The organism is Altericroceibacterium endophyticum (assembly GCF_009827595.1).
GTDB classification, from domain to species: Bacteria; Pseudomonadota; Alphaproteobacteria; order Sphingomonadales; family Sphingomonadaceae; genus Altericroceibacterium; species Altericroceibacterium endophyticum.
Genome location: NZ_WTYT01000002.1, coordinates 279,280 through 302,640, shown reverse-complemented (window position 1 = coordinate 302,640; position 23,361 = coordinate 279,280). Strand labels below are relative to the sequence as shown.

At 58.8% G+C, this 23,361-nt stretch carries 23 protein-coding genes; 8 read left to right on the top strand and 15 right to left on the bottom strand.

Annotated features, from left to right (window positions below; genetic code table 11):
* Positions 1-3 precede the first annotated feature (3 nt).
* From GRI91_RS05445 to GRI91_RS05410, 8 genes are read right to left on the bottom strand one after another with little or no spacing between them, the layout of a single operon-like run.
* Entirely contained in the window at positions 4-1,557 is a 1,554-nt protein-coding gene (locus GRI91_RS05445; protein WP_160735617.1) for an NADH-ubiquinone oxidoreductase-F iron-sulfur binding region domain-containing protein, read from the bottom strand.
* Positions 1,554-1,979 (bottom strand): NAD(P)H-dependent oxidoreductase subunit E, encoded by a 426-nt coding sequence (locus tag GRI91_RS05440; RefSeq protein WP_160735616.1) that lies wholly within the window; start codon positions 1,977-1,979, stop codon positions 1,554-1,556. Before GRI91_RS05440 ends, GRI91_RS05445 begins: the two co-directional genes overlap by 4 nt.
* Entirely contained in the window at positions 1,976-2,815 is an 840-nt protein-coding gene (gene fghA / locus GRI91_RS05435) for an S-formylglutathione hydrolase (RefSeq protein WP_160735615.1), read from the bottom strand. The genes GRI91_RS05440 and fghA overlap by 4 nt, the downstream gene beginning before the upstream one ends.
* Positions 2,816-2,865: 50 nt before the next feature.
* Positions 2,866-3,255, bottom strand: a complete 390-nt coding sequence (locus GRI91_RS05430) for a VOC family protein (RefSeq protein WP_160735614.1) — start codon at positions 3,253-3,255, stop codon at positions 2,866-2,868.
* 47 nt (positions 3,256-3,302) lie between these two features.
* Complete coding sequence (locus tag GRI91_RS05425) at positions 3,303-3,683, bottom strand: VOC family protein (protein ID WP_160735613.1); 381 nt, start codon at positions 3,681-3,683, stop codon at positions 3,303-3,305.
* Positions 3,684-3,714: 31 nt separating this feature from the next.
* The gene (locus GRI91_RS05420) at positions 3,715-4,827 is read right to left on the bottom strand and encodes an S-(hydroxymethyl)glutathione dehydrogenase/class III alcohol dehydrogenase (RefSeq protein ID WP_160735612.1); all 1,113 of its coding nucleotides are present in this window, start codon (positions 4,825-4,827) and stop codon (positions 3,715-3,717) included.
* A gap of 21 nt (positions 4,828-4,848) precedes the next feature.
* Positions 4,849-6,222: an MFS transporter gene (locus GRI91_RS05415; RefSeq protein WP_160735611.1), complete on the bottom strand. Its 1,374-nt coding sequence runs from the start codon at positions 6,220-6,222 to the stop codon at positions 4,849-4,851.
* Positions 6,223-6,251: 29 nt separating this feature from the next.
* On the bottom strand, positions 6,252-6,683 hold the full coding sequence (locus tag GRI91_RS05410; protein WP_202385468.1) for a Saro_0803 family transcriptional regulator: 432 nt from the start codon (positions 6,681-6,683) through the stop codon (positions 6,252-6,254).
* 95 nt (positions 6,684-6,778) lie between these two features.
* Between GRI91_RS05410 and GRI91_RS05405 the strand changes: the two genes are divergently transcribed.
* The gene (locus tag GRI91_RS05405) at positions 6,779-8,263 is read left to right on the top strand and encodes a lignostilbene-alpha,beta-dioxygenase (protein WP_160735610.1); all 1,485 of its coding nucleotides are present in this window, start codon (positions 6,779-6,781) and stop codon (positions 8,261-8,263) included.
* A 79-nt stretch (positions 8,264-8,342) separates the two neighbouring features.
* Here the strand turns inward: GRI91_RS05405 and GRI91_RS05400 are convergent, their stop codons facing one another.
* Positions 8,343-10,004 (bottom strand): GMC family oxidoreductase, encoded by a 1,662-nt coding sequence (locus GRI91_RS05400; protein ID WP_160735609.1) that lies wholly within the window; start codon positions 10,002-10,004, stop codon positions 8,343-8,345.
* Between the two features lie 109 nt (positions 10,005-10,113).
* On the opposite strand from GRI91_RS05400, the gene GRI91_RS05395 reads away from it, so the two are divergent.
* A complete protein-coding gene (locus GRI91_RS05395; RefSeq protein WP_160735608.1) occupies positions 10,114-10,575 on the top strand; it encodes a DUF3237 domain-containing protein in 462 nt (153 codons plus the stop codon).
* A gap of 46 nt (positions 10,576-10,621) precedes the next feature.
* On the opposite strand, the gene mdlC is transcribed toward GRI91_RS05395, so the two are convergent.
* The 6 genes from mdlC to GRI91_RS05365 all read right to left on the bottom strand — a co-directional run bounded on the left by mdlC (position 10,622) and on the right by GRI91_RS05365 (position 18,983).
* Positions 10,622-12,169: a benzoylformate decarboxylase gene (gene mdlC, locus GRI91_RS05390; protein ID WP_160735607.1), complete on the bottom strand. Its 1,548-nt coding sequence runs from the start codon at positions 12,167-12,169 to the stop codon at positions 10,622-10,624.
* A complete protein-coding gene (locus GRI91_RS05385) occupies positions 12,169-13,812 on the bottom strand; it encodes an MFS transporter (RefSeq protein ID WP_237437679.1) in 1,644 nt (547 codons plus the stop codon). The genes mdlC and GRI91_RS05385 overlap by 1 nt, the downstream gene beginning before the upstream one ends.
* A 97-nt stretch (positions 13,813-13,909) precedes the next feature.
* Complete coding sequence (locus GRI91_RS05380; protein ID WP_160735606.1) at positions 13,910-14,767, bottom strand: SDR family oxidoreductase; 858 nt, start codon at positions 14,765-14,767, stop codon at positions 13,910-13,912.
* Between the two features lie 11 nt (positions 14,768-14,778).
* On the bottom strand, positions 14,779-15,834 hold the full coding sequence (locus GRI91_RS05375; protein WP_160735605.1) for an amidohydrolase family protein: 1,056 nt from the start codon (positions 15,832-15,834) through the stop codon (positions 14,779-14,781).
* 16 nt (positions 15,835-15,850) lie between these two features.
* Positions 15,851-17,281, bottom strand: coding sequence for an NAD-dependent succinate-semialdehyde dehydrogenase (locus tag GRI91_RS05370; protein WP_160735604.1), 1,431 nt, complete (start codon positions 17,279-17,281; stop codon positions 15,851-15,853).
* Positions 17,282-17,570: 289 nt separating this feature from the next.
* The gene (locus GRI91_RS05365) at positions 17,571-18,983 is read right to left on the bottom strand and encodes an MFS transporter (protein ID WP_160735603.1); all 1,413 of its coding nucleotides are present in this window, start codon (positions 18,981-18,983) and stop codon (positions 17,571-17,573) included.
* Positions 18,984-19,141: 158 nt separating this feature from the next.
* On the opposite strand from GRI91_RS05365, the gene GRI91_RS05360 reads away from it, so the two are divergent.
* The 6 genes from GRI91_RS05360 (at position 19,142) to msrB (ending at position 23,294) form a co-directional block, all read left to right on the top strand.
* Entirely contained in the window at positions 19,142-20,050 is a 909-nt protein-coding gene (locus GRI91_RS05360) for an SDR family NAD(P)-dependent oxidoreductase (protein ID WP_160735602.1), read from the top strand.
* Between the two features lie 57 nt (positions 20,051-20,107).
* Positions 20,108-20,620 (top strand): nuclear transport factor 2 family protein, encoded by a 513-nt coding sequence (locus GRI91_RS05355; protein WP_160735601.1) that lies wholly within the window; start codon positions 20,108-20,110, stop codon positions 20,618-20,620.
* A gap of 15 nt (positions 20,621-20,635) precedes the next feature.
* Complete coding sequence (locus GRI91_RS05350) at positions 20,636-21,553, top strand: SDR family NAD(P)-dependent oxidoreductase (RefSeq protein WP_160735600.1); 918 nt, start codon at positions 20,636-20,638, stop codon at positions 21,551-21,553.
* A 171-nt stretch (positions 21,554-21,724) separates the two neighbouring features.
* The gene (locus GRI91_RS05345; RefSeq protein ID WP_160735599.1) at positions 21,725-22,105 is read left to right on the top strand and encodes a hypothetical protein; all 381 of its coding nucleotides are present in this window, start codon (positions 21,725-21,727) and stop codon (positions 22,103-22,105) included.
* Between the two features lie 59 nt (positions 22,106-22,164).
* Positions 22,165-22,836, top strand: a complete 672-nt coding sequence (locus tag GRI91_RS05340; protein ID WP_160735598.1) for a glutathione S-transferase family protein — start codon at positions 22,165-22,167, stop codon at positions 22,834-22,836.
* Between the two features lie 56 nt (positions 22,837-22,892).
* Entirely contained in the window at positions 22,893-23,294 is a 402-nt protein-coding gene (gene msrB / locus GRI91_RS05335; protein ID WP_160735597.1) for a peptide-methionine (R)-S-oxide reductase MsrB, read from the top strand.
* The last annotated feature ends 67 nt before the right edge of the window (positions 23,295-23,361 follow it).

Genomic DNA, 23,361 nt, shown 5'->3' with positions numbered 1-23,361 from the left:
GCATTATGTGCCGATCCGTTCCAGCGCGCGGGTCACGCTTTCGGGATCGTCGCTGAAATCCTCGGGCCAATACCGCATCGCGCTCACCACCGGATAGGGAGTGAAACCGCCCAATGCGCAGAGCGAGGAGGACTTCATCACGTCGCACAGATCGGCCAGCAGGACGACTTCATCCTCGGCCGAGCGGTCCTGTTTCGGCGTGTTGTGCATTTGCGGCTGGCGTTCCAGCGTGCCGCGGCTGCGACCTTCGCGCATACGGTCGATGATTTCCACGCCGCGCACCGAACCGATGCGGCAGGGGGTGCATTTGCCGCAGCTTTCCGCCGCGCAGAATTCCATCGCGAAACGGGCCATCCCGCCCATATCGGCCGTGTCGTCGAAGACGGTGATGCCGCCATGCCCGATCAGCGCTTCGCTGGCGGTGTATTCCTCATAATCGAACTTGATGTCGAATTGATCAGGGTGGAGATAAGCGCCCAGCGGGCCGCCAACCTGCACGGCCTTGACCGGGCGGCCCGATGCGGTGCCGCCGCCAATATCGTTGATTAGTTCGCCCAGCGTGATGCCGAAGGCGGTTTCATACAGCCCGCCATGCTTGATATTGCCGGCGAGCTGGATCGGCATGGTGCCCTTTGATCGGCCCATGCCCAGCGCTTCATAATCATTCGCCCCGCCTTCGCCCAGAATATGGGGCACGGCGGCAAGGGTCAGAATATTGTTCACCACGGTCGGGCGGCCGAACAGCCCCTCGATCGCGGGCAGGGGCGGCTTGGCACGCACTTCGCCGCGCTTGCCTTCGAGGCTGTTGAGCAGGGAGGTTTCCTCCCCGCAGACATAGGCCCCGGCACCGACGCGCACTTCGCATTTGAAGGGCGCGATAATATCCGCGCAAAGCTCCAGCGCGCGGTTCATCTTGGCGATGGCATCGGGATATTCGCTGCGCAGATAGACATAGCCCTGGCTTGCGCCCACGGCCTTACCGGCAATCGCCATGCCTTCGATCAGGGCATAGGGATCACCCTCCATCACCATGCGGTCGGCAAAGGTCGCGCTGTCGCCTTCATCGGCATTGGCAACGATATATTTCTGTGCGCCAGGTGTCTGGGCAACGGTGCGCCATTTGATCCCGGCGGGAAAGCCTGCACCGCCGCGTCCACGCAGGCCGGAATGCAGAACTTCTTCGACAATCTGCTCTGCGCCGATTTCTCGGGCGCGTTTCAATCCGCTCCACCCGCCGGTTGCCGCGTAATCTTCCAGGCTGGTGGGGCGTGTCTTGCCCGCGCGGGCAAAGGTCAGGCGCTGCTGACTGGCGATGAAGGGATGATCTTCGATCGCGCCGATCGCAAGATCGCTCGACCCGTCGAGGATGGCGTCCACATCGTCAGCGGTAGCCGGGCCGAAGCCCTTGCCGTCAATCTCGACCAGCGGTTCGAGCCATTGCATGCCCCAGCTCGATACGCGGTGGACTTCGCAGCCCTTCTTTTCAAAGGCGGCGGCCAGCGCATCGGCGCCGCAGGCGCGGGCGAGGGCGTCATCGGATATCTTGACCAGTGTCATGCGGATTCAATCAGTTTGGTAAGGCGGGTGGAATCGAGCCGGGCGTGGAGATCGTCGCCGATCCGCGCATTGGGGCCGACCGAACACAGGCCGAGGCAATAGACGGTGGAAAGCTTCACGCGCTCGCCAGCGGCCGCCTCCGCATCCGTCATCAGGGCCTCGACGCCGCGTGCCTTGCAGGCTTCGGCGCGGCAGATCTGCACCTCGGGACGCTGATCGGCTGCGGTATGAAAATCGTGATAGAAGCTGACCACACCGTGCACATCGGCGCGCGAGAGATTGAGGCCCTTGGCGATGATCGCTTCGCTTTCGGCATCGACGCAGCCGAATTCGGCCTGCACATCATGCAGGATCGGCATCAGCGGCCCTTCGCGGCCATGATGCTCGGCAATGATCTCTCCAAGGCGCTGTTCTTTACTCACGTATTCAGCCTCTCCGCGGCCCAGGCGATGTGGTCGCCCATAAAGGTGGAAATGAAGAAATAGGAATGGTCATACCCATCCTGTAGCCGGATCGTTGCCGGAATGCCTGCCTTGCTGCAGGCCTGATCCAGCAGCGGGGTCTTGAGCTGCTCTTCCAGGAAATTATCGGCGCGGCCCTGATCGACCAGCAGATCGGGCAGACGGGCGCCATCTTCGATCAGTGCAACCGCGTCATATTCCCGCCAGAGCTGCTTGTCGTCGCCCAGATAACGCGGCAGACCCTTGTCACCCCAGGGGCAATTCATCGGGCTGGCGATCGGTGCAAAGGCGCTGACCGAACGGAAGCGCCCCGGATTGCGCAGTGCAATCGTTAGTGCGCCATGCCCGCCCATGGAATGGCCCATGATCCCCTGACGATCCATATCGACGGGGAAGTTCGCCGCGATCACGTCAGGCAATTCGCTCTCGATATAGGAGCGCATACGGTAATTTGTCGCCCAGGGTTCCTGCGTGGCGTCGAGATAGAAACCCGCCCCCTTGCCGAAATCATAGGCGTCGTCATCGGGCACATCTTCGCCGCGCGGGGACGTATCCGGCGCGACGAAGATAATGCCATGTTCAGCACAAAAGCGGCGATATTCACCCTTCTCCATGACATTGGCATGGGTGCAGGTAAGGCCGGAAAGATACCACAGAACGGGCATTTTCGTGCCCGCCTTGCAGTCCGGCACATAGACCGCAAAGGTCATGTCGGTGCCGGTTTCTGACGATGTATGTTTATAGACACCCTGGATGCCGCCGAAGCTCTTGTTCTCGCTGAGTGTCTCTATCGTCATTCTTCTCTTCCCGTAATCACGCTGGGTGCTGATGATGCCTTGGGTGGCTGTCAGTCCCTGGGGCCAACATTCGGCGCATAGGCGCACAGTTTCTGGCCGCAGGGGTCATACAGATAGGCACCATACATATTGCCGGGCGAGTTTTCACGGAAACCGGGTTCACCGGCATCCTTGCCGCCATTTTCCAGACCAGCCTTGTAGAAGGCCTCGACGGTCGCATAATCTGCGGCCTGAAGGCCCAGAGTGAAACCGTTATAGGCCGGTGCGGCTTCGCCATCGGCTGGCGGTGCGACGATGAAGGTGCCGCCTTCGCCGGGGTAGGCGATGCCGCCATTGGGCAGGTCGATGGCCGTTTCGCGGCCCAATGCGCTGAAAATAGCGCCGTAAAACTTGCGTGAGGCATCCATGTTGTTGGAGCCGATGTAAAGATGATTGAACATTCTTATAGTTTCCTTTCAGACCGTGCGTGTTTTTGAGTGCCGGCTATTCAGCCGTAAACGGCACATAATTTGTTGCCATCGGGATCGCGCAGATAGGCGACACGAACCTCCAGCCCGGTTGCGGGGGAAATACGGCTTTTCGGCTCACCTTCACAGGCTTGCCCGCCATTTTCCAGCCCAAGTCTGTGCCATGCATCCACTGCGTCGGACGAAGGTGCGGTGAAGCCCACCGTCCCGCCATTGGCATGGGTGGCGGCTTCACCGTTGATCGGGCGACCGATAATCAGCAGCGCGCCTTCATGCCGGTAAATCACCCGGCCCTGTGCATCCTGTTCCCCCGCAGCTACGCCAAGAGCGCCCATGGCCGCGTCGTAAAAACGGCGCGAGGCGTCGATATCATTGCTGCCGAGGACCAGATGACGGAACATGGGGTGCTTTCTCTCTCCGAAACTCAGTAGATCAGTAAACGACGACGGAACGGATGCTCTCGCCCTTATGCATCAGGTCGAAAGCCTGATTGATGTCTTCGAGTTTGAAAGTGTGGGTGATCATCGGATCAATGGCGATCTTGCCGTCCATATACCAGTCGACGATCTTGGGCACATCGGTGCGGCCCTTGGCCCCGCCGAATGCCGTGCCGCGCCAATTGCGCCCGGTGACGAGCTGGAAGGGGCGGGTGGAGATTTCCTTGCCCGCTTCGGCCACGCCGATCACGATCGATGTGCCCCAGCCGCGGTGGCAGCATTCCAGCGCGGTACGCATGACTTCGGTGTTGCCGGTACAGTCAAAGGTATAATCTGCACCGCCGTCGGTCATTTCCAGAACCTTGGCGATCGTGTCGTCGCGGCTCATGCCTTTGGTGTTGAGGAAGTCGGTCATGCCGAATTTGCGGCCCCATTCCTCACGGTCATTATTCAGATCGATGCCGATGATCTTGCCGGCGCCAGCCATGCGGGCACCCTGGATAACATTGAGGCCGATCCCGCCAAGACCGAAAACAACGACGTTGTCGCCCACTTGCACCTTGGCCGTGTTGACCACGGCGCCAACGCCGGTGGTCACGCCGCAGCCGACATAGCAGGAGGTTTCAAAGGGCGCATCTTCACGGATTTTTGCCACGGCGATTTCCGGCAATACGGTGAAGTTCGAAAAGGTGGAGCAGCCCATATAATGGTAAATCGGCTGACCCTTGTAGGAAAAGCGGGTTGTGCCATCGGGCATCAGGCCCTTGCCCTGTGTCGCGCGGATTGCGGTGCACAGATTGGTTTTGCCCGAAAGGCAGGATTTACACTGGCGGCACTCCGGCGTGTAAAGCGGGATCACGTGGTCGCCCGGTGTGACGCTGGTCACGCCTGCACCGACTTCGCGCACAATGCCGGCGCCTTCATGGCCGAGGACAGAAGGAAAGATTCCTTCTGAATCATGGCCGTCCAGCGTGTAGGCATCGGTATGGCAAATCCCGGTCGCCATAATCTCGATCAACACTTCGCCAGCCTTCGGCCCTTCAAGGTCGAGTTCGACGATTTCCAGCGGTTTGTTGGCTTCAAAGGCGACGGCTGCGCGCGTTTTCATGATGAGGGTCTCCTAAGGAATTCAGTCGAGCGGGGTGCCCGCGGGAAGGTCGGCGGCACTGACCATTTCATCGCCGTCACGCTCGGGCAGCATCAGGAACAGCACCAGCGAGATCACCGAGCCCATAGCCATGATGATCGAGACGGTGAGGAGTTCCGAATTACCCAGCAGTGAGAACAGGGCGCCTGCCAAGAGCGGGCTGCCCGCCGCCCCAAGCCGGCCGATCCCCAGCACAAAGCCGGTGCCGGTGGCGCGGGCATAGGCGGGGAAGCCACGTGCGAAAGCGGCGTAATAGCCCGAGATCGCGGCGTTGGTGAAGAAGCCGGTGATGACGGTCGCCCATTGCCATGCATCGAGCGAATCGCGGCCCAGGCCGAAGCTGGCCACGGCCACTGAGCCGAGCAGCAGCATGAGAGCAGTTGGCCAGCGGATGCCGAGGCGCGCCATCACGAAGCCGAACAGCGCCGAACCGAAGAACCCGCCGACATTGGCATAGGTGAGCACGGTAGCCGCTTGCGAAGGCGGATAGCCCGGCGGATAGTCGGCCACGATCTGCACCGCGAACTTGAGGATGTAGTAGAAGGTGATGGTGTGGAACATATAGCCGAAGGCCAGCAGCAGCGTGACCGGGCGCAGTTGAGGGTTCGACAGGATGTCGGTGACCTTGGGCCGCGTCGCGGAAAGGTCGAGCGCCGGCAGCTTGTCGAGTAGCGGCTTGCGGAAGGCAGCGAGCGTCTTGTTGACGCCGGCGAGATTGCCCTTGCCCGCATTGTAGGCTGCCGTTTCGGGCACCAGAATATAGAGAACCGGGATCAGCGCAGCGGTGACGATAGCGCCGAAATCAAACACACCGCGCCAGCCATAGGCGTCGAGCAGCCACTCCGACGCGGCGATGCCGCCGAAGATTGCGCCCAAGGGGTAGCCTGCCACGTAAATTGCGATCGCGGCCTTGCGCCACTTGGTGTTGGTGCTTTCGGCGGTTACCGCGTTGGTCGCGGCGAGCATGCCGCCGATGCCGATGCCGGTGATGAAGCGGAAGATCACCAGCGGCGTCACCGCATTGGCGTGACCAGCAGCCCACATGCCGATTGCCATGAACAACAGGCACACCAGCATGGTGCTCTTGCGGCCGAATTTATCGGCCGCGCCGCCCAGTAGCACCGAGCCGAAGCCCATGCCGACCAGCTCGGCGGACAGCACGACACCCAGTGCGGCGCGTTCGATGCCCCATTCGGCGGATATGCCCGGCGCTGCAAATGCACTGGAAAGCACATCGAAGCCGTCCAGCGCGTTGAGCATGACCATCAGGATCACGACAATCCACTGCCGCAGTGCCATGGGATTTTCATCAATCACCACGCGCGGATCATTCGACAATGCGGGATTGCTAGCCATTATTGTGATTCCCTCTCCAGAATGCGGCCTCAATCGTGGATTTTGGCGAGCATTTCCACCAATTTTTTGATTTCTTCCGGGTTCAGCCGGCTGCGCAGCCATTCTTCATGCTGCGCGACGGCCGATTTGGAGAGCGCCAGCGCTTTGGCCCCTTCATCGGTCAGGAACAGCGATTGTTTGCGGCCATCGGTGGCGGAGCGTTCCCGCCGCAGGAAGTTGCGTTGCTGCATCCGGTTGACGATGGTCATGGTGGTCGCCCGGTCCATTTGCAGTTCACGGCCAAGCTCGATCTGCGACAGGCCGGGATTGTCGGACACCAGCCAAAGTACGGATACCTGCTTCTGTGTCATTCCCAAATCGCAAAAAGTTTCCGTGAAATGGCGGTTCACCGCACCATGCGCGAGGCGAATGTGAAACCCGACAATATCCTGCAAACTGCTAATAACAGGCGCTTCGGCCAATCCAATTACTCCCCGCTATATTTGACTTAGATCAATCTCTTTAGCCTTGCGAATTGGTTAGTTGAGCATACAATTGTTAGCAAGGAGAGGATAAAATGGCACATTTCCCGGATACCCCTAATTTCACGGGGTTCAATACACCATCGCGTATCGAAGCCGATATTCGCGATCTCGCTTATGAAGGCGAGATTCCGAAGGGAATCGATGGCGCTTTCTACCGCGTTCAGCCCGATCCGCAATTCCCACCGAGACTGGGTGACGACATTGCTTTCAATGGTGATGGAATGGTTACGCGTTTCCACATCCATGATGGGCAGGTGGATTTCAAGCAACGCTGGGCCCACACCCAGAAGTGGAAAGCTGAACGTGAAGCGGGCAAGGGCCTGTTTGGCGCTTATCGCAACCCGCTGACCGATGATCCTTCGACCGAAGGAATGTATCGTTCCACCGCCAATACCAATGCCTGGGTCTATGCCGGCAAATTATGGGCGATGAAGGAAGACAGCCCCGCGCTGATCATGGATCCGGTCACGATGGAGAGCGAGGATTTCCAGACCTGGGACGGCGCCATGAAGAGCCAGACCTTCACCGCCCATCCCAAGATCGACCCCAAAACCGGCAATATGGTGGCGATCGGCTATGCCGCGACGGGCCTGTGCACGGATGATGTCTCCTATATGGAGATCAATTCCGATGGCGAGCTGGTCCGTGAATTCATGTTCAAGGTTCCGTACTACTGCATGATGCACGATTTCGGCATTACCGAGGATTATCTGGTGTTGCATATCGTCCCTTCGATCGGCAGCTGGGAGCGGCTGAAAGAAGGCAAACCGCATTTCGGATTTGATACGACCATGCCGGTCTATCTCGGCATCATCCCGCGCCGCGATGATGTGACGCAGGAGGACATTCGCTGGTTCAAGCGTGACAATTGCTTCGCCAGCCATGTGCTCAACGCCTGGCAGGAAGGCAGCAAGGTGCATATCGTCATGCCGGAAGCGAAGAACAATATGTTCCCCTTCTTCCCGGATGTGCATGGCGAGCCCTTCAACGGCCTCGAAGCGATGAGCAAGCTCACCCGCTGGACGGTGGACATGTCCTCCAATGGTGACGAATTCGCCGAAATCGAGCAGCTGACAGATACGGCTTCCGAATTCCCGCGGATCGATGACCGTTTCACCGGGGTGAAGAACCGGTATGGTTGGGGTCTGGAAATGGACATGTCGCGGCCTGTCGAGCTGAAGGGCGGTTCGGCCGGCGGATTGCTGATGAACTGCCTGTTCCTGAAGGATCTGGAAACCGGTAAGGAGCAGCATTGGTGGTGCGGCCCGGTCAGCTCGCTGCAGGAACCGTGCTTCATTCCGCGCAATGCGGATGCACCGGAGGGTGACGGCTGGATCGTACAGATCTGCAATCGGCTGGATGAGCATCGCTCTGATCTGCTGATCTTTGATGCGCTGGACATCGAAAAGGGACCCGTGGCGACCGTCAATATTCCGATCCGGATGCGCTTCGGCCTGCATGGCAATTTCGTCCCGTCCGAACAAATCGGTTTGCAGGATGCCGCATTGGCCGCCTGAACCGGTTTGACGAATTAGAAAAGGCCGCTTCCGGGTTTTCCGGAAGCGGCCTTTTCTTTTGTCTGCTTTACGGCGCGTGTCAGGCCATTGCGGCTTCTTTCGCGTCCTTCAGAACCATCTCGGCACCCTTTTCACCGATCATGATGGTCGGCGCATTGGTGTTGCCCGAAATCAGTTTAGGCATGACCGATGCGTCGATCACGCGCAGGCCTTCGACGCCGCGCACTTTGAGATCTGGCGTGAGGGGGGAGCGTTCATCTGGCCCCATGGCGACCGTACCAACCGGGTGATAGAGCGTTCCGCCGGCGACTTTCGCATAGCCGAGCATTTCTTCATCGGTGGAGCCGAAGGGGTCACCCTTTTCCTTGAGATAGGGCGCAAGCGCGGGCTGTTCCCAGATCTTCCGGATCAGTTTGAGCTGCGCGATGGCGGATTCGCGGTCGAGCGGATCGGACAGATAGTTGGGCACGATCTTGGGTGCTGCCATGCCATCTGGCGACTTCGCGTGGATTGATCCGCGCGATTCCGGGCGCAGCTGGCACGGGTTGGACGCGAGGCCGGGTTCCTTTTCGAGCTGCAGCGCCTGTGTGGTGCCGAGCACTTCGAGATCCATGCTGGCAGCCATCACATGGATCTGCACATCCGGGTTTTCCAGCTCTGCACGGGTCTTGGCGAAAGCTGTGCCATGCGCCACCGCGTAGGACAGCAGGCCATTGCGGCTCAAGCCATATTTGGCCACTTCCTTGAGCAGATTGAGCCCTGTGCTGCGGTGATTGATTGAATGCCAGTCTTCACGCAGCCGTGCCTGACAGCCAATCATGAAGTGATCCTGCAGATTTTCACCGACCATGGCGGATTCATGCACCACCGGCACGCCCAGATCCTTGAGCAAGGCACCCTGACCGATGCCGGAAATTTCCAGCAATTTCGGGCTTTCGACCGAACCGGCCGAGAGGATGACTTCGCGGCCCACCATCACGCGGCGGGTCTGGCCGCGCTGCGTGAATTCAACGCCAACGGCTTTCTTGCCGTCAAACAGGATGCGGGTGGTCATCGCACGGGTTTCCACCGCGAGATTGGGACGCTTCATGGCCGGATGCAGATAAGCGACCGCGGCGCTGTGGCGGCGACCGTTTTTCCAGGTGAGCTGGAACCAGCTGACCCCTTCCTGATCACCGGTATTGATATCGTCGCGATAGGGGATGCCGGCTTCCACGCAGGCTTCGATCAAAGCCGCGCTGACGGGGTGTTTGTCCGGGAAATCCGCGACATTGAGCGGTCCGCCCTGTCCATGCACGTCGCTTTCGCCGCGTTCCTGATGCTGCGCCATGCGGAAATAAGGCAGCACATCGTCATAGGACCAGCCACTGGCGCCCATTTGCGCCCAGCCATCATAATCCGCGGACTGGCCGCGAATATACAGCATGCCGTTGATCGAGCTGGAGCCGCCGAGCACTTTGCCCTTGGGCCATTTATGAGACCTGCCGCCGGAGCCTTCATCCACTTCGGTTTCATAGAGCCAGTTCACCTTCGGATCGTTCAGCGTCTTGCCAAAACCAATCGGTGTCTGGATCATCATGTTGGACATGAATTGGCTGGGCTCTTTCGTCGGGCGATCATCGCCCCCGGCTTCAAGCACCACCACCTTGTGCTTGCCATCTTCTGTCAGGCGGTTGGCTAATACACATCCAGCGCTACCGGCCCCGATGATGACATAGTCCGCATACAGGTCCACTGCCATTCGTCTTTCCTCTCTCATTAACTATCGCGTTCAAATCGCGATTCGCTTGCCTAGGAAGCTATGATTGTTCACCCTGCAGGTCACGCAAAAATTCGGAGAATTTAATCAAATGATCAAACCGGAGCTTGAGTTTGTCTATGAGGCGGGGGGTGATCTCGAACCACCGCGAGAAATCGGCAATACCATGGATGGCATGCGGCGGATTATCCCGATCGTCGGCGGTGGCTATGTGAAGGGCCCAAAGATCAGCGGCAAATTGATGGGCAATTCCGCCGACTGGCAACTCACCCGCAATGATGGAGTGACCGTCGCCGATGCGATCTACGCGATTGAAACCTATGATGGCGCGATAATCCAGATCCGCAATCGCGGCCTGCGTCACGGACCGCCAGAGGTGATGAAGCGGCTGGCTGGCGGCGAGGAGGTCGACCCGGCGGAATATTATTTCCGCACTGTGCCTGAATTCATCGCGCCAGAGGGGCCATATGACTGGATGAACAAATCCATCTTCATCTGTTCCGGCGCGCGCTATCCCGCTGGCATCAAGCTGTGGGTCTGGCGGGTTCTGTAAGGAACAAGCGGAGCGGAACCCGTGTGGGAGCCGCTCCGCCTGACACTCATTTGATCCGCAGATCGACCAGGCTTGGCCCGTCCTGCGCGAAGGTCCATTGCAGAACTTCATCCAGATCCGTAACATTGTCCGCCATACGCGCCGGGATTCCCTGCGCGGCGGCGAGTTGAACGAAATCAATCCCAGTCAGATCGGTGCCGGGCACGGAATTCATGCCGAAATGCGCGGCGAAACCCTGCAAGGCGGCATAGCGTGAATTGTTCAGGATCACGAAGCTGGTCGGCTTTCCTGAAAGATGCGCCGTATAAAGCCCTTGTATCGTGTACATCGCTGCCCCGTCGCCGAGTACGGCGATAACCGGTTCTGACTGTCCCTGAGCGACACCCAGAGCAGCGGGAAGCCCATAACCAAGACCGCCGCTGGCGCAGGTGTAAAAGCCGCCTTCGCGCGTGATCGGCAGATTGTCATGCATGGGTGTGCGGGCAGTCGGTGCCTCTTCCACGATCACCGCATTGTCGGGCCGCAAGGCTGCCACCCGCGACAGGACATAGCGATCGGTCATCTCCGCCTCGGGCGTGTCCAGTTGCCGCTGCTTGCCGGTAAAGTCGCGGTCGCGAACCTTTTCCGAAATCGCGGCGAGGCCGGTGCCGACGTTGCCCAGCACGCCAACCGCATTGCCGGGCAAAGAGGCCAGATGCTGTTCATTGTCGCTCAGCATGCCGAGCCTTGCCCGTTCGGGCCAATGGGGGCCTTTGCCCTCGACATGGTAGGTGAAGACCGGTGCGCCGGCGACCAGAATGGCATCATGGTCGCTCAGCAGTTTCACGATATCCTCGCGCATGGCGGGCAGGAAACCGGCAAATTGGGGATGATCTTCGGGGAAGACTTCACGTGCGACAAAGGGCGCGACCCAGACGGCCGCACCGCTGCGTTCGGCAAGCTCGATGGCCGCATCCCAGCCGCCGCCATTGGCCGATCCGGTGCCCAGCACCAGCGCAGGATTGCGGGCGGTTTCGAACAAATCGGCGAGCAGGCTGATCCCGTGCATATCGGGCAGGGTGCGCAGTGACAGGTGCGGCAGAGACGGCATTTCGCATTCGCGCTCCCAGTCATCGACCGGGATCGAAACGAAGACCGGGCCCATGGGCGGGGTAAGCGCAATGGCAAAGGCGCGGGCCAGCGCCTGCGGCACATCTTCCGCGCGTGCCGGTTCGCAGGCCCATTTGACATAAGGCTGCGGGAATTCGGTTGGCCGCTCGGCAAAGAGGAAGGGGTCATAAGGCAGGATGGAGCGGGCTTGCTGCCCGGCGGTCACCACAATCGGCGCGTTGTTGCGAAATGCGGTGAACAGATTGCCTAGTGCATGCCCCGTGCCGGCCGAAGAATGCAGATTGATCAACGCCGGCTTGCCGCTGGAGCGGGCGAAGCCATCCGCCATGCCGGCAACAACGGCTTCGTTGAGACCGAGCACATAATCGAAACCCTCCGGCATCGCCTTCAGCATCGGCAGTTCGGTGGAGCCGGGATTACCGAACAAACGGTCCACTCCATAATGCTGAAAGATGGCAAAAGCGGCTTCGCGAACATTGGTCATCAGATATCTTCTCCTGCGGCACGGGCACGGTCGACAAGGGTTGCTTCATCCCGGCGGACCCGGATTGCGACAATCACCAGTAGCACAACGATTACAGGTGAAACCAGATTGATGGCAATGATCGCTCCGGCCAAATCGCCGCCATTCGCATCGCTGATCATGCCAACCGCATAGGGGCCGATGCCGAGGCCCAGCAGGGTCATGATCACGATATAAAGCGAGCTGGTTATTCCGCGCATCCGCGGCAGCACCAGATCATACATCATCGCATACACCGGTGGCATCCACATGGTGAGGATCAGGCTGTACAGCGTGAAGCGCAGATAGAAACTGCCCGCATCATCGGCGCTGAAGGTCCAGATGCCGAAAATGGGGGATACGCCAAGCGCCAGCAGGGCGAGCAATACGCGGCCTACACCGGGCATGCGGGTGTTCACCCAATCGGTCAGCGGTCCGGCAATGACCGGGCCCAGAATACCGAGCGCTGCTGCCAGCAATCCGAATTGCAGGCCAGCCTCTGCCGGTGACAATTCATAGGTGCGGATGATGAAGGACGGGGTGAAGCCCATCACGCCGTAATTGATGGCGCTTTGCAGTCCGCCGACGATCATCAACAACAGCAGCGAAGGCGACAGAACCACCGCATAGGTCGGCCGGTCGGACAATTTGAAGGACTGGAACAGATTGAAAATGACAAACAGGCCAAAACCCACCACGAACCATTGCAGCAAATGCGGGTCGAGAGTTCCCACGCCCAGTTCCAGACCCGGCCGGGGTGAGAAACCCTGCGCCCAGGATATGATGCTGATGCACAGGATGAGAATGAAGGCGAGGGCGGAGATATTGGCGAGCCATTGTTTCGCACCGGCATCACGCCGCCACAGCATCCACCAGTTGAGGCCCGGTGTGACGGATGTCAGTACCGCACCGCTGGCCCGGAAAGGGTGCGGGTCGGGTTTTGTCGGGATGCCTTCCATCGCGCCGCGAACCGGCTCTTTCAATTTGTAGAGCAGGAAAGCGAGGATCAAGCCCGGCGCTGCGGCCACCAGAAAGGCGAATTGCCACCCCGCCAGATCAAGCGGCGCGGGCACTGAGGCATAGCGCGTATCCCACCATTCAGCGGCGACGCCGCCCAATATCATGGAGGCACCCAGGCCAATGGCAACGGCAATGGCCATAGCCGCCATGGCGATTCCGCGCCGGTTTTTGGGGAATGTGTCGAAGATCAGGCTGTTACCGCCCGGCTGTGCGGCTGCTTCACCGATGCCGACGCCCAGTCTGGAGAGGGCCAGCATCGCGAAACCACCTGCAAAGGCGGCCATGCCGGTGGAGAGTGACCAGATGGTGATACAGATCGCCAGCAGCTTCGTGCGGATCCAGCCATCGGCCAGCCGCCCGAGCGGAAGCGAGAACAACGCATAAAACAGCGCGAAAACGGTGCCGTAAAGCAGCCCCAGCTCGGCATCGCCAATCCCCAGGTCATCGCGGATATTGGTGGCCAGAATGGACAATATCTGGCGATCGAGCAGGCTCATCGCCTGCATCGTGGACACCAGAAAGAGGGTGTACCAACCGGCTTTGCTGACTTTTGAACTGGGGTTGGGTGCCGCCATCTGGGCGTCTTGCGCAGCCGCTTCAGCCATTATTCTCTCTCTCCCAAAGCGCCTTTTGGGACGGCGCCATAACATTGTGTGTCCCGGGCCCGGTGGACTGTTGCCCTACCTGGCCCGGGTGGCTGGATCAGTTTGCCAGAGCTTTCGCCACGGTTTCCGATATCGGCGTGGTGGGACGCCCGGTCAGCGTGCTCAATGTGCGGCTATTGTCATACAGCGCATTCTTGCTGGTGCTGTAATTGGAATTGGCGATCACCTTGGCGATGAAATCGGGCATGCCCGCAGCTTCCACGGCCTTGGCGAATTCTTCCTCACTCATATTCTTGTAAACGACCGTCTTGCCGCTTTGGCGTGATACTTCCGCGGCCAGATCATCCATCGTCCAGGCTTCATCACCGGCGAGCTCGTAAATGTCGCCGCCTTTGCCATTGACCAGCACTTCAGCCGCACCGGCGGCCAGATCCGCACGGGAGGCAGAGGAAATCTTGCCCTGGCCCGCGGCACCGGCGATGACCCCTGCTTCAATCTCCTGCGGCAAGGAGCGGACATAATTCTCATTATACCAGCCATTGCGCAGCAGATCGTAAGTCAGGCCGCTCTCGGCCAGTGACTGCTCGGTCGCGCGGTGTTCTGCGCCCAGTTTGATCGGCGTTTCATCCGCATGCAGGATCGATGTGTAAGCCATATAGCTCACACCCGTCTGCTTGGCCGCATCGATCACGGCCTGATGTTGCCGGGGGCGCTCGCCCAGGGCACTGCCGGATATCAGCAGCAGCCGATCAATGCCTTCAAACGCGGTGAGCAGCGTTTCCGGGGCATCATAATCCGCCGCCCGTACCGTCACGCCCTTGGCTGCGTAATCAGCCAGCTTGCCGGGATCGCGGGCGAAAGCAACGATATCCTCCGGCTCAACCTTGGTCAGCATTTCATCCAGCACCAGCTGGCCAAGCTGGCCGGTCGCTCCTGTGACACCGTATAGCGGCATTGTCAGTCTCCTCAGAGTTTGAACCAGCGTTCCGCGTTGGTCTGCATGACCTTCTTCTTCTGCGCGTCGCTAATATCGAGATTGTCCATCAAACGTACTTCGTCCGGCACATATTCATAGGGATAATCCATCGCGTACATGACGCGATCTTCGCCCATCACTTCGATCATCAGCTTGATCGCCGGTTCGAATGGCAGGCCGCTGGTCGTCCCCAGAACGTTATTGCGCATATAATGGAACAGGTCGTGTTGCAGCGGCTTCATCCGTTCATAACGGTTGGAGCGTACGCCCGCCTGATGCATGTAATTCGTGCGATACAGCCAATAGGGCAGGGCTTCACAGCCATGACCGGCCATGATCTGCAGGCTGGGATATTTGTCGAATATCCCGATCGTGAGCAGGCGCAGCATGTGATAGCTGGTTTCCACGCCAAAGCCGAAAATCGCGCCATCCAGTCCGGTGTCGACCATATCGCCGACCAGCTTGTCGGGCGGCCCCTGCGGGTGGATATAAAGCGGCAGATCATTGTCCACACAGGCCCGGATGATGGGATCGAACTGTTCTTCATCCAGATATTGCCCATGGGTGTGGCTGTTCACCATCACCGCATGAAAGCCGAGCTCTTCCTTGCCGCGGCGAATTTCCTGGGCGGACCATTCCGGGTCCTGCGGCACGACGGCCACTGTGCCATAGAAACGGTCAGGATGTGCTTCGCAGCGTTCCTTGAGATAGTCGTTGGCGCGTGTGACGATGCCCTTGGCCTGATCGACATCGAATAAAGGCTGCACACCGGGCGAGGTGAGCGACAGGACTGCCTTGTCGATCCCGGTCGCGTCCATGTCCTCCAGCCGCTTTGCGTCAAGATCATACAGACATTCCATGATCCATTGCGCGCGTTCGGATTTGCTGGCGGCATAGAAACCCCACAGGCTTTCGGTGCCCTTATCCGCTTTGCCGTCCTTCACCAGCTGCATGATCGCTTCGATCTGCTCGCGAGTGGCGAAGGCTTCTTCGGTGGCGATGCGCAGATAACCGCGCTCGCCGCCCGTGTTGAGTTCATGTGTCATCGTTATATCTCCCCTCTCAGCCTTCATGCACCGCTTTGGTCACCATGCAGGCACGTACGCCCTCTGGGCCGTCTTCGCTGCCGTGGCCCGACCATTTCACGCCGCCAAAGGGCGCATCCGCGCCGCCGATCATATGGCTGTTGATCCCAACCATACCCGCTTCCAGCTCTGCGCCGAGACGCTGCTGGCGCTTGTAATCCTCGGTCCAGGCATAAGCGGCGAGGCCGTAGGGCAGGCGGTTGGCTTCGGCGATCATGTCGTCTTCACTGCGGAAGGGGTTGATCAGTGCCACCGGGCCAAAGGGTTCTTCATTCATGATATCGGCATCGAGCGGGATTTCCGACAACACGCTGGGCGCATAGAAGAAGCCCTGATTGCCGATCCGTTCGCCCCCCGTATGCAGGGTGGCGCCTTTTTCCTTTGCATTGGCGATCATCGCGTCGATTGCTTCAGGACGGCGCGGATTGGCCATCGGGCCCATCTGTGTGTCTTCTGCCAGGCCATCGCCGACTTTCAACGCCTTGGCGCGTTCGACAAAGCCGTCGCGGAATTTCTCGAACACGTTTTCCTGCACGATAAAGCGGGTGGGGGACACGCAGACCTGCCCGGCATTGCGATATTTGCCCGGTACGGCGGTGTTGAGCACGCGCTCGACATCAACATCGTCAAACACCAGCACGGGGCCGTGGCCGCCCAGTTCCATCGTGGTGCGTTGCATGTTCTCGGTTGCCAGACGCGCCAGATGCTTGCCGACTACCGTCGATCCGGTGAAAGACAATTTGCGGATGATCGGGCTGCCCAGCAAATGGCGGCTGACATCATCGGGAACGCCGAACACGGCCTGCGCGACTTCCTTGGGAAGTCCCGCGTCGAGCAGACATTGCAGCACGCCCAGCGCGGATGCGGGTGTTTCTTCGGCCGATTTCATGATCACCGAACAGCCGGCGGCGACAGGTGCGCCGAGCTTACGGCCGGGATTGCCAATCGGGAAGTTCCACGGGGCAAAGGCTGCGACCGGGCCAACGGGTTCCAGCCGGATGGTGGAGCGTGTGCCCTCCGGGCGGACCAGTTCGCGGCCATACAGGCGGGAGACTTCGCCGGCATAGAAATTGAACAAGCCGACATTCATCATCACTTCGATCCGCGCTTCGGCCAGCGGTTTGCCCTGCTCCATTGTTGCGACGCGGGCGAGATCTTCCTTGCGCTCCATCATCAGGCGCGCCGCGCCCTGCAGCACGGAGGCGCGTTCCTGCGGTGTGGATTTGCGCCAGATGCGGAAACCCTTTTCCGCCACTTCCAATGCCCGATCGAGATCGGCGGCTTCTGCCATGGGCAATGCGCCAATGGTTTCACCGGTTGCTGGATTGACGACGTCAAACGTGTTCCGGCCTCCGCCGGAAACTTTCTCGCCATCAATAATCATATGCAGCTTGGGATAGTTCGACATTTCGTTTCTCCGTGGCCTGTAGCCTGAACATTTAAGCGCAAATGGCGCAGCGGCCCTGAGCATCATGATCGCCTCAGGCCGTGACTGTGCCGGTTACAGCGCCTGTTTGGGGCGCAAAATCGGTCTGTTCGGGGAGAGGCCGTTTCCGGGCCGATCCTGCACCGGGCAGGGACCAGACTTTTCTGATCTGGCGATCAGCGTTTCAGCTCTGACCATCATCGACTCTCCCGTTTGTATGTTTTGCATACGATTGGGAGAGTCGACGCGCCAAGTCAATGGAGTTGATTAATCAAATACCGAGCGCTTCCAGCCGTTCCACTTCTTCACGATAGGGGCGGATGCCGCGATACATGAAGAATGTTGCAATCGGCATGAAGATGACCGCCGTGATCAGAATGGCTTCCCACAATTTCTGCGGATCACCGACAACCAGATCAGCCACCAGTCCAATGACGAAGCTGCCTGCAGCACCGAAGAAGGTGAACATGAATAAATAAACCGCCGTCACCTGTCCGCGCATTTCATTGGGGGCGATCCGCTGAATGGCAGCGTTTTGCGGCACCGCACCGGCCAGACCGAACATTGCGCCGAGCGCCATGCAGCCCAGTGCCAGTTCCGCCGTCGGCATCAACGGCGCGGCGATGGATACGACCGTGGTGCAGGTGAACAGAATGGCGGCTGCACGGATATTCGCATCCTTGTGACGTTTGGCGAGCCAGGTGACGAAAGTGCCGCCAAAGCCGATCCCGAGCAGCATGGCAATCAGCAGCATCGGCGCCAGAATATTGCCGATCTCTGCTTCACTCCAGCCATAGGTGCGCAAGATGAAGGGCACGCGCCATGCGCTGAGACCCTGACTTTCAACTGCGGCCAGAGCCAGTGCGATGAACAGCGGGTAATAGGCCCTGCCGCGCAGATTGATGGCGCGGATCGCATCAAACCCGGTGAAGGCCAGAACCTTGCGGCCAAAAGAGGCCTTTTCCGGGATCATGTTGTCCAGTGCCGGATTGGTGCGCCGGCGGGGTTCGGGCACGAACATGAACAAGACTGCCACCAGCAGGCCGGGCAGGCCGATCATGATCAGGATATATTGCCAGTTGAAGATGGTGAGGCCCAGGAGTTCGCTCTTTTCAGGCCAGCTGCCGGTCCATGCAATCAATTGGCCGCCGCCCCATGTGCCGACCGTCTGGCCCAGAATGAAGCCGAGCTGCATCAGGGCAAACACTAGTGGGATGCGCAAAGGCCGGAAGTAATCCGAGAGCATAGAATAGGAGCCCGGACCATGGGCCGATCCGCTGGCGCCCACAAACAGTCGCGTGCCGACGAATTGGCCGAAACTCTGCGCCAGTCCGCCCAGAGCGGTGATCACGCCGATGATGGCGATCCCGCCGCCCAGCACAAATTTACGCGGGAAAATATCAACCAGCCGGGCCAGTGGAATGCCGATGAACAGATAGGCGATGACCGTTGCAGGGCCGAGCACAAAGCCCAGTGCGGTGTCCGACAGGCCGAAGCTCTGCTTGATTCGCTCTGCCAGCATGGCGAAAACAGTCTGATCGAAAAATGACAGAAACGTCGCAAAAACGATCACGAACAGGGCGTAGAAACCCGCTTTTTCGGAAGGCCAGGGCATATCGACCTTGGCGGCCGAATTATCCGAGCTTTCCGCCTTTAACTCTTGTCCGGTTGGCGCAATCGCCATTGCTATCTCTCCCAAAAATACCACCCAGAAGGCGTGTATTCCATCTTGGAATTTTGTAAGCGTTGAATACAAAAGGCCTAGATGAACATTGACATTGTCTGTCTTATCATGGGGCCTTAACGCCTCTGAAGACAGATTCCAAAGGGAAAGGATGAGAGATGCAGAATATTAGCGGAAAAACCGCTTTCATTACTGGAGGCGCGAGCGGAATCGGACTGGGAATTGCCAAGGCTTTGCTGGGGCAGGGCATGAAAGTGGCGATTGCTGACATTCGGGACGATCACATCGCAGAGGCGGTCGCTGAATTGCAGGGCGGGGATGATGTTCTGGCGCTCAAGCTGGATGTCACCGATCGAGAGGCCTTCGCCCGCGCGGCTGACGAGACTGAGGCGAAATTCGGCAAGATCCATATTCTGGTCAATAATGCCGGTGTGGCAGCGCTCGGCCCGGCGGCGGACGCCGCCTATGGTGACTGGGACTGGACCGTGGGCGTGAATCTGGGCGGCACGATCAATGGCGTCGTCACCATTCTGCCGCGTATTCTGAAGCATGGTGAAGGCGGACATATCGTCTCCACCGCGAGTATGAGCGGCATGATCCCGCATCCCGGTGCGGTAACCTATGTCACGTCCAAGGCGGCGGTGACGGCGATGATGGAATCCATGCGCGGCGAGCTGGAAGGGCAGGGCGTGATCTGTTCCGCCTTCTGCCCCGGTGCGGTACAGTCCAACATTGCCGAAGCAGGTAAGACGCGGCCCGAAAAATATGCTGAGACCGGTTATGAGCAAAGTGACAAGGCACGCCAGAGTGCCGGGGATTTCAGCCATTTGTTCATGACCAAGGAAGAAGTCGGTGAGCGCGTGCTGGAAGGCATTCTGAATGACGAACTCTACATCATGACTCATGCCGAGTTTTATGATGGGGTAAAGGATCGCGGGGCGGCCATGCTGGCGGCTGTGCCGGCCAAGCGGCCGATAAATGAAGAATATCGCGCGACCTTTGCTCCGTTATTCCATAATCCGATCCATCCGGCGGAAGTCGAGCGCCAGGCCAAACTCAAAGGCTGAAGGCTTTAAGGCTAGGTGCTATCGCCCGCCCGATAACAAACAACAGGAGAATTCAGGATGTCTGCACAATATGCGCCGAGCTACGCACAGGATCGCGCGGAGATAGAAGATCTGATGGCGCGTTACCTCTTTGCGCTGGATTACAATGATCTCGGCACATTCATCGACATGTTCACGGAGGATGCCGAATTCGAATATGCCCGGGGAACGGCTGTTGGAAAGGATGATATTCTGGCCACGGTTACCGGTTTCAAAAAGGTGATTGGCGAACATTACGTGGATGAAAGCGGCAATCCTGCCATTTTGCGCCATGTTCTGGGGCAGACTGTCATTCGCGTGGAAGGGGACAGGGCATGGACCCGCGCCTTCTGGTTTGAAATGGCGAATAACGGACCGGGCGACTCCCTGAAAATGGGCACATTCGGTGTCTATGAAGACGAGCTGCGGCGCGTGAATGGCAGCTGGAAATTCTCCAGTCGGCGTATTCTCAACGAATTTCTCGATGGCCGTAAATCTGGTCCGGGCAATCCGGTGTCCGTGATGGATCAGGCCGCAGAAAACGCACAATAAGAAAGGTATAGAGAGATGCAGGATTTTGCAGGCCGCACGGCCTTTGTTACCGGCGGCGCCAATGGCGTGGGCCTTGGTATCGTTCGCGGGCTTCTGAACGAAGGCGTGAAAGTGGCAATTGCCGATATTCGTCAGGACGCGATCGACAAGACGCTGGCCAGCCTCGACAATCGTGAAGTGATGGGCGTGCAGCTCGATGTCGCAAGCCGTGAAGGCTTCAAGGAGGCGGCCGACAAGGTTGAGGCTGAATTCGGTCCCGTCTCGCTCTTGTTCAACAATGCCGGGATCAACCTTTTTCAGCCGATCGAGGAAAGCTCCTATGACGATTGGGACTGGGTCATGGGCGTCAATCTGGGCGGTGTGATCAATGGCGTGATGACCTTCGCCCCGCGTATGAAGGAGCGTGCGCTTTCGGGCGAAGTGAAGGGCGGTCATATTACCAACACCGCATCCATGGCAGCCTTCATTGCAGGTGGCAGTCCGGGGATTTACAACACGGCCAAATTCGCCGTGCGCGGCCTGTCCTATTCCCTGCGCCATTCGATGGTCGATTATGGCATCGGCGTCAGCATGGTGTGCCCCGGTCTGGTCAAGAGTTACATCTATGCCAGTGACGATATCCGTCCGGATAATCTGAAGGGCGACATGAAGCCGGTCGATACGAAGGCGGTTGAGCGTCTGGCCGGACTCCATGAATTCGGGATGGAACCGGATGTAATCGGCGAACGGATTCTGGACGGTATCCGGGAAAACCGGGCCAATATCTTCCCGCATCCCGACCATAAGGATGAAGTCGCCGAATTGTTCGACGAAGTGCTGGCTGACTACCGCGATTATCCGAAAGATGCCGGATATGATCAGCGTGTTGCGTTTGAAAAGATGCGCCGGGATGGTTTCGCCGAAACCCGCCGCAAGGCGCGCGATCTGAAATAGGATTTGGCGGCTGCTCCGCTGCGCAGCGACGTGTCCGATCTGGGATGCTTGCTGCGCAGCTGGCCAGCCAGTCCGGCAGCCTGCTGGCCTGCCATATTGTGGGCATGTTTTTTGTGCGCGAAATGCTGCCTTGTTCACCCATTGCTAAGCACTGGGCACTATTGGGAGCGCATGACACGAAAATTCACCTTTTCTGCCCTTGTGGCGGCAATCCTCGCGGCATCCCCGGTGGCCGCGCAGACAGCTGAGAGCAATCCCGTCCCCCAATTGACCATGGAGCACCACACGTTGCTGCGTTGCTCGGTTGTGTTCGCCATGATTGCCGGCGGTCAGGAAAATGGCGTGGAAGAGGCGCTGGCCTATCCTCCGATGGAGGAGCGCGGAAAGGAATATTTCGTGCGTGCATTGGCCCAGGTCATGCAAGATACCGGCATGAGCCGGCAGCAGATTTTCGATGCGATCAAGATGGAAACCAAGGCGATTGCACAGAGCGACAATCGCGACACCATCATCGATGTCTGTTTGCAATCTCTGAACCAGGCGAAAATGTGAGCGCTACAGCCCATATGACGCTGGAAATATCTCTCTATATAAAGCAATAGCATAGCCACATGTGGCATCTGTATCAATTTCCGCTTTGTCCCTTCAGCCGTAAAGTACGGTTAGCGCTGGGGGAGAAGGGCGTATCCTTCGAAATGCTCCGTGAACATCCCTGGGAGGCGCGCGATGAGTTCTTCGCCTTCAACCCCGCCGGGCGCACACCTGTGCTGCATCACGGGCCCAAAGGGATTACGCTGATCGACAGTCAGGCAATCTGCGAATATTTTGAAGAGACGGTCGACAAATCGCCGCTGATCCTCGGGACTGCGGCAAACCGCGCCGAAATTCGCCGTCTGGTGGCTTTGTTCGATGAAAATTTCTTCGCCGATGTCACGCTGCCTTTGCTGCATGAACGGATGAAGAAACGGCTGGTGCTGCGCGCGCCGCCCGATTCCAAATTACTGCGTCAGGCAATGCGGCTCGCACATGAGCATCTCGATTATATTGATTGGCTGGTCGACAATCGCCGCTGGCTTGCCGGTGCGCAGCTGAGTCTGGCTGATTTGACCGCGGCGGCGCAGATTTCGGTCGTTGATTATCTGGGCGGTGTGGACTGGTCCGGCCATGAAGGGTCGCATGGATGGTACCGGGTGATCAAAAGCCGCCCCAGTTTCCGCCCGCTGCTGAGCGAGAAGATGGAAGGTATCGCGCCGCCCAGCCAATATGCGGATGTGAATGCCTGAGATAGGGCTTGGCCTGCTGCATCCCGTTACCATATTGATGACAAAGGAGATTTGGCATGGCTGACAAGATGGATCTGACCGAAGCGGAATGGCGCGAACGGCTGACGCCGGAGCAATATCATATTCTGCGTGAAGGCGGGACGGAGCGGGCCTTCACTGGCGAATATGAAAAGAACAAGGCGCAGGGTGAATATCTGTGCGCGGCGTGCGGACAGCCGGTGTTCGAATCGGATGATAAATATGACAGCGGCTCAGGCTGGCCGAGCTTCGTTCAGCCGGCATCCGATCAATCAATTGACGAACATAGCGACAGATCGCACGGCATGCTGCGTACGGAAGTGCGCTGCGGAAAATGTGCGAGCCATCTCGGCCACGTCTTCCCCGACGGGCCAGCGCCCACCGGTTTGCGCTATTGCATCAACAGCGCTTCGCTTGATTTTGAGCCGCGAGAGGACTGAGAGCTTTCCCCGTTAACGCTGCATTACAAATACCCTATGCAGGTTATGTAGGGATCTTGGACGGGCA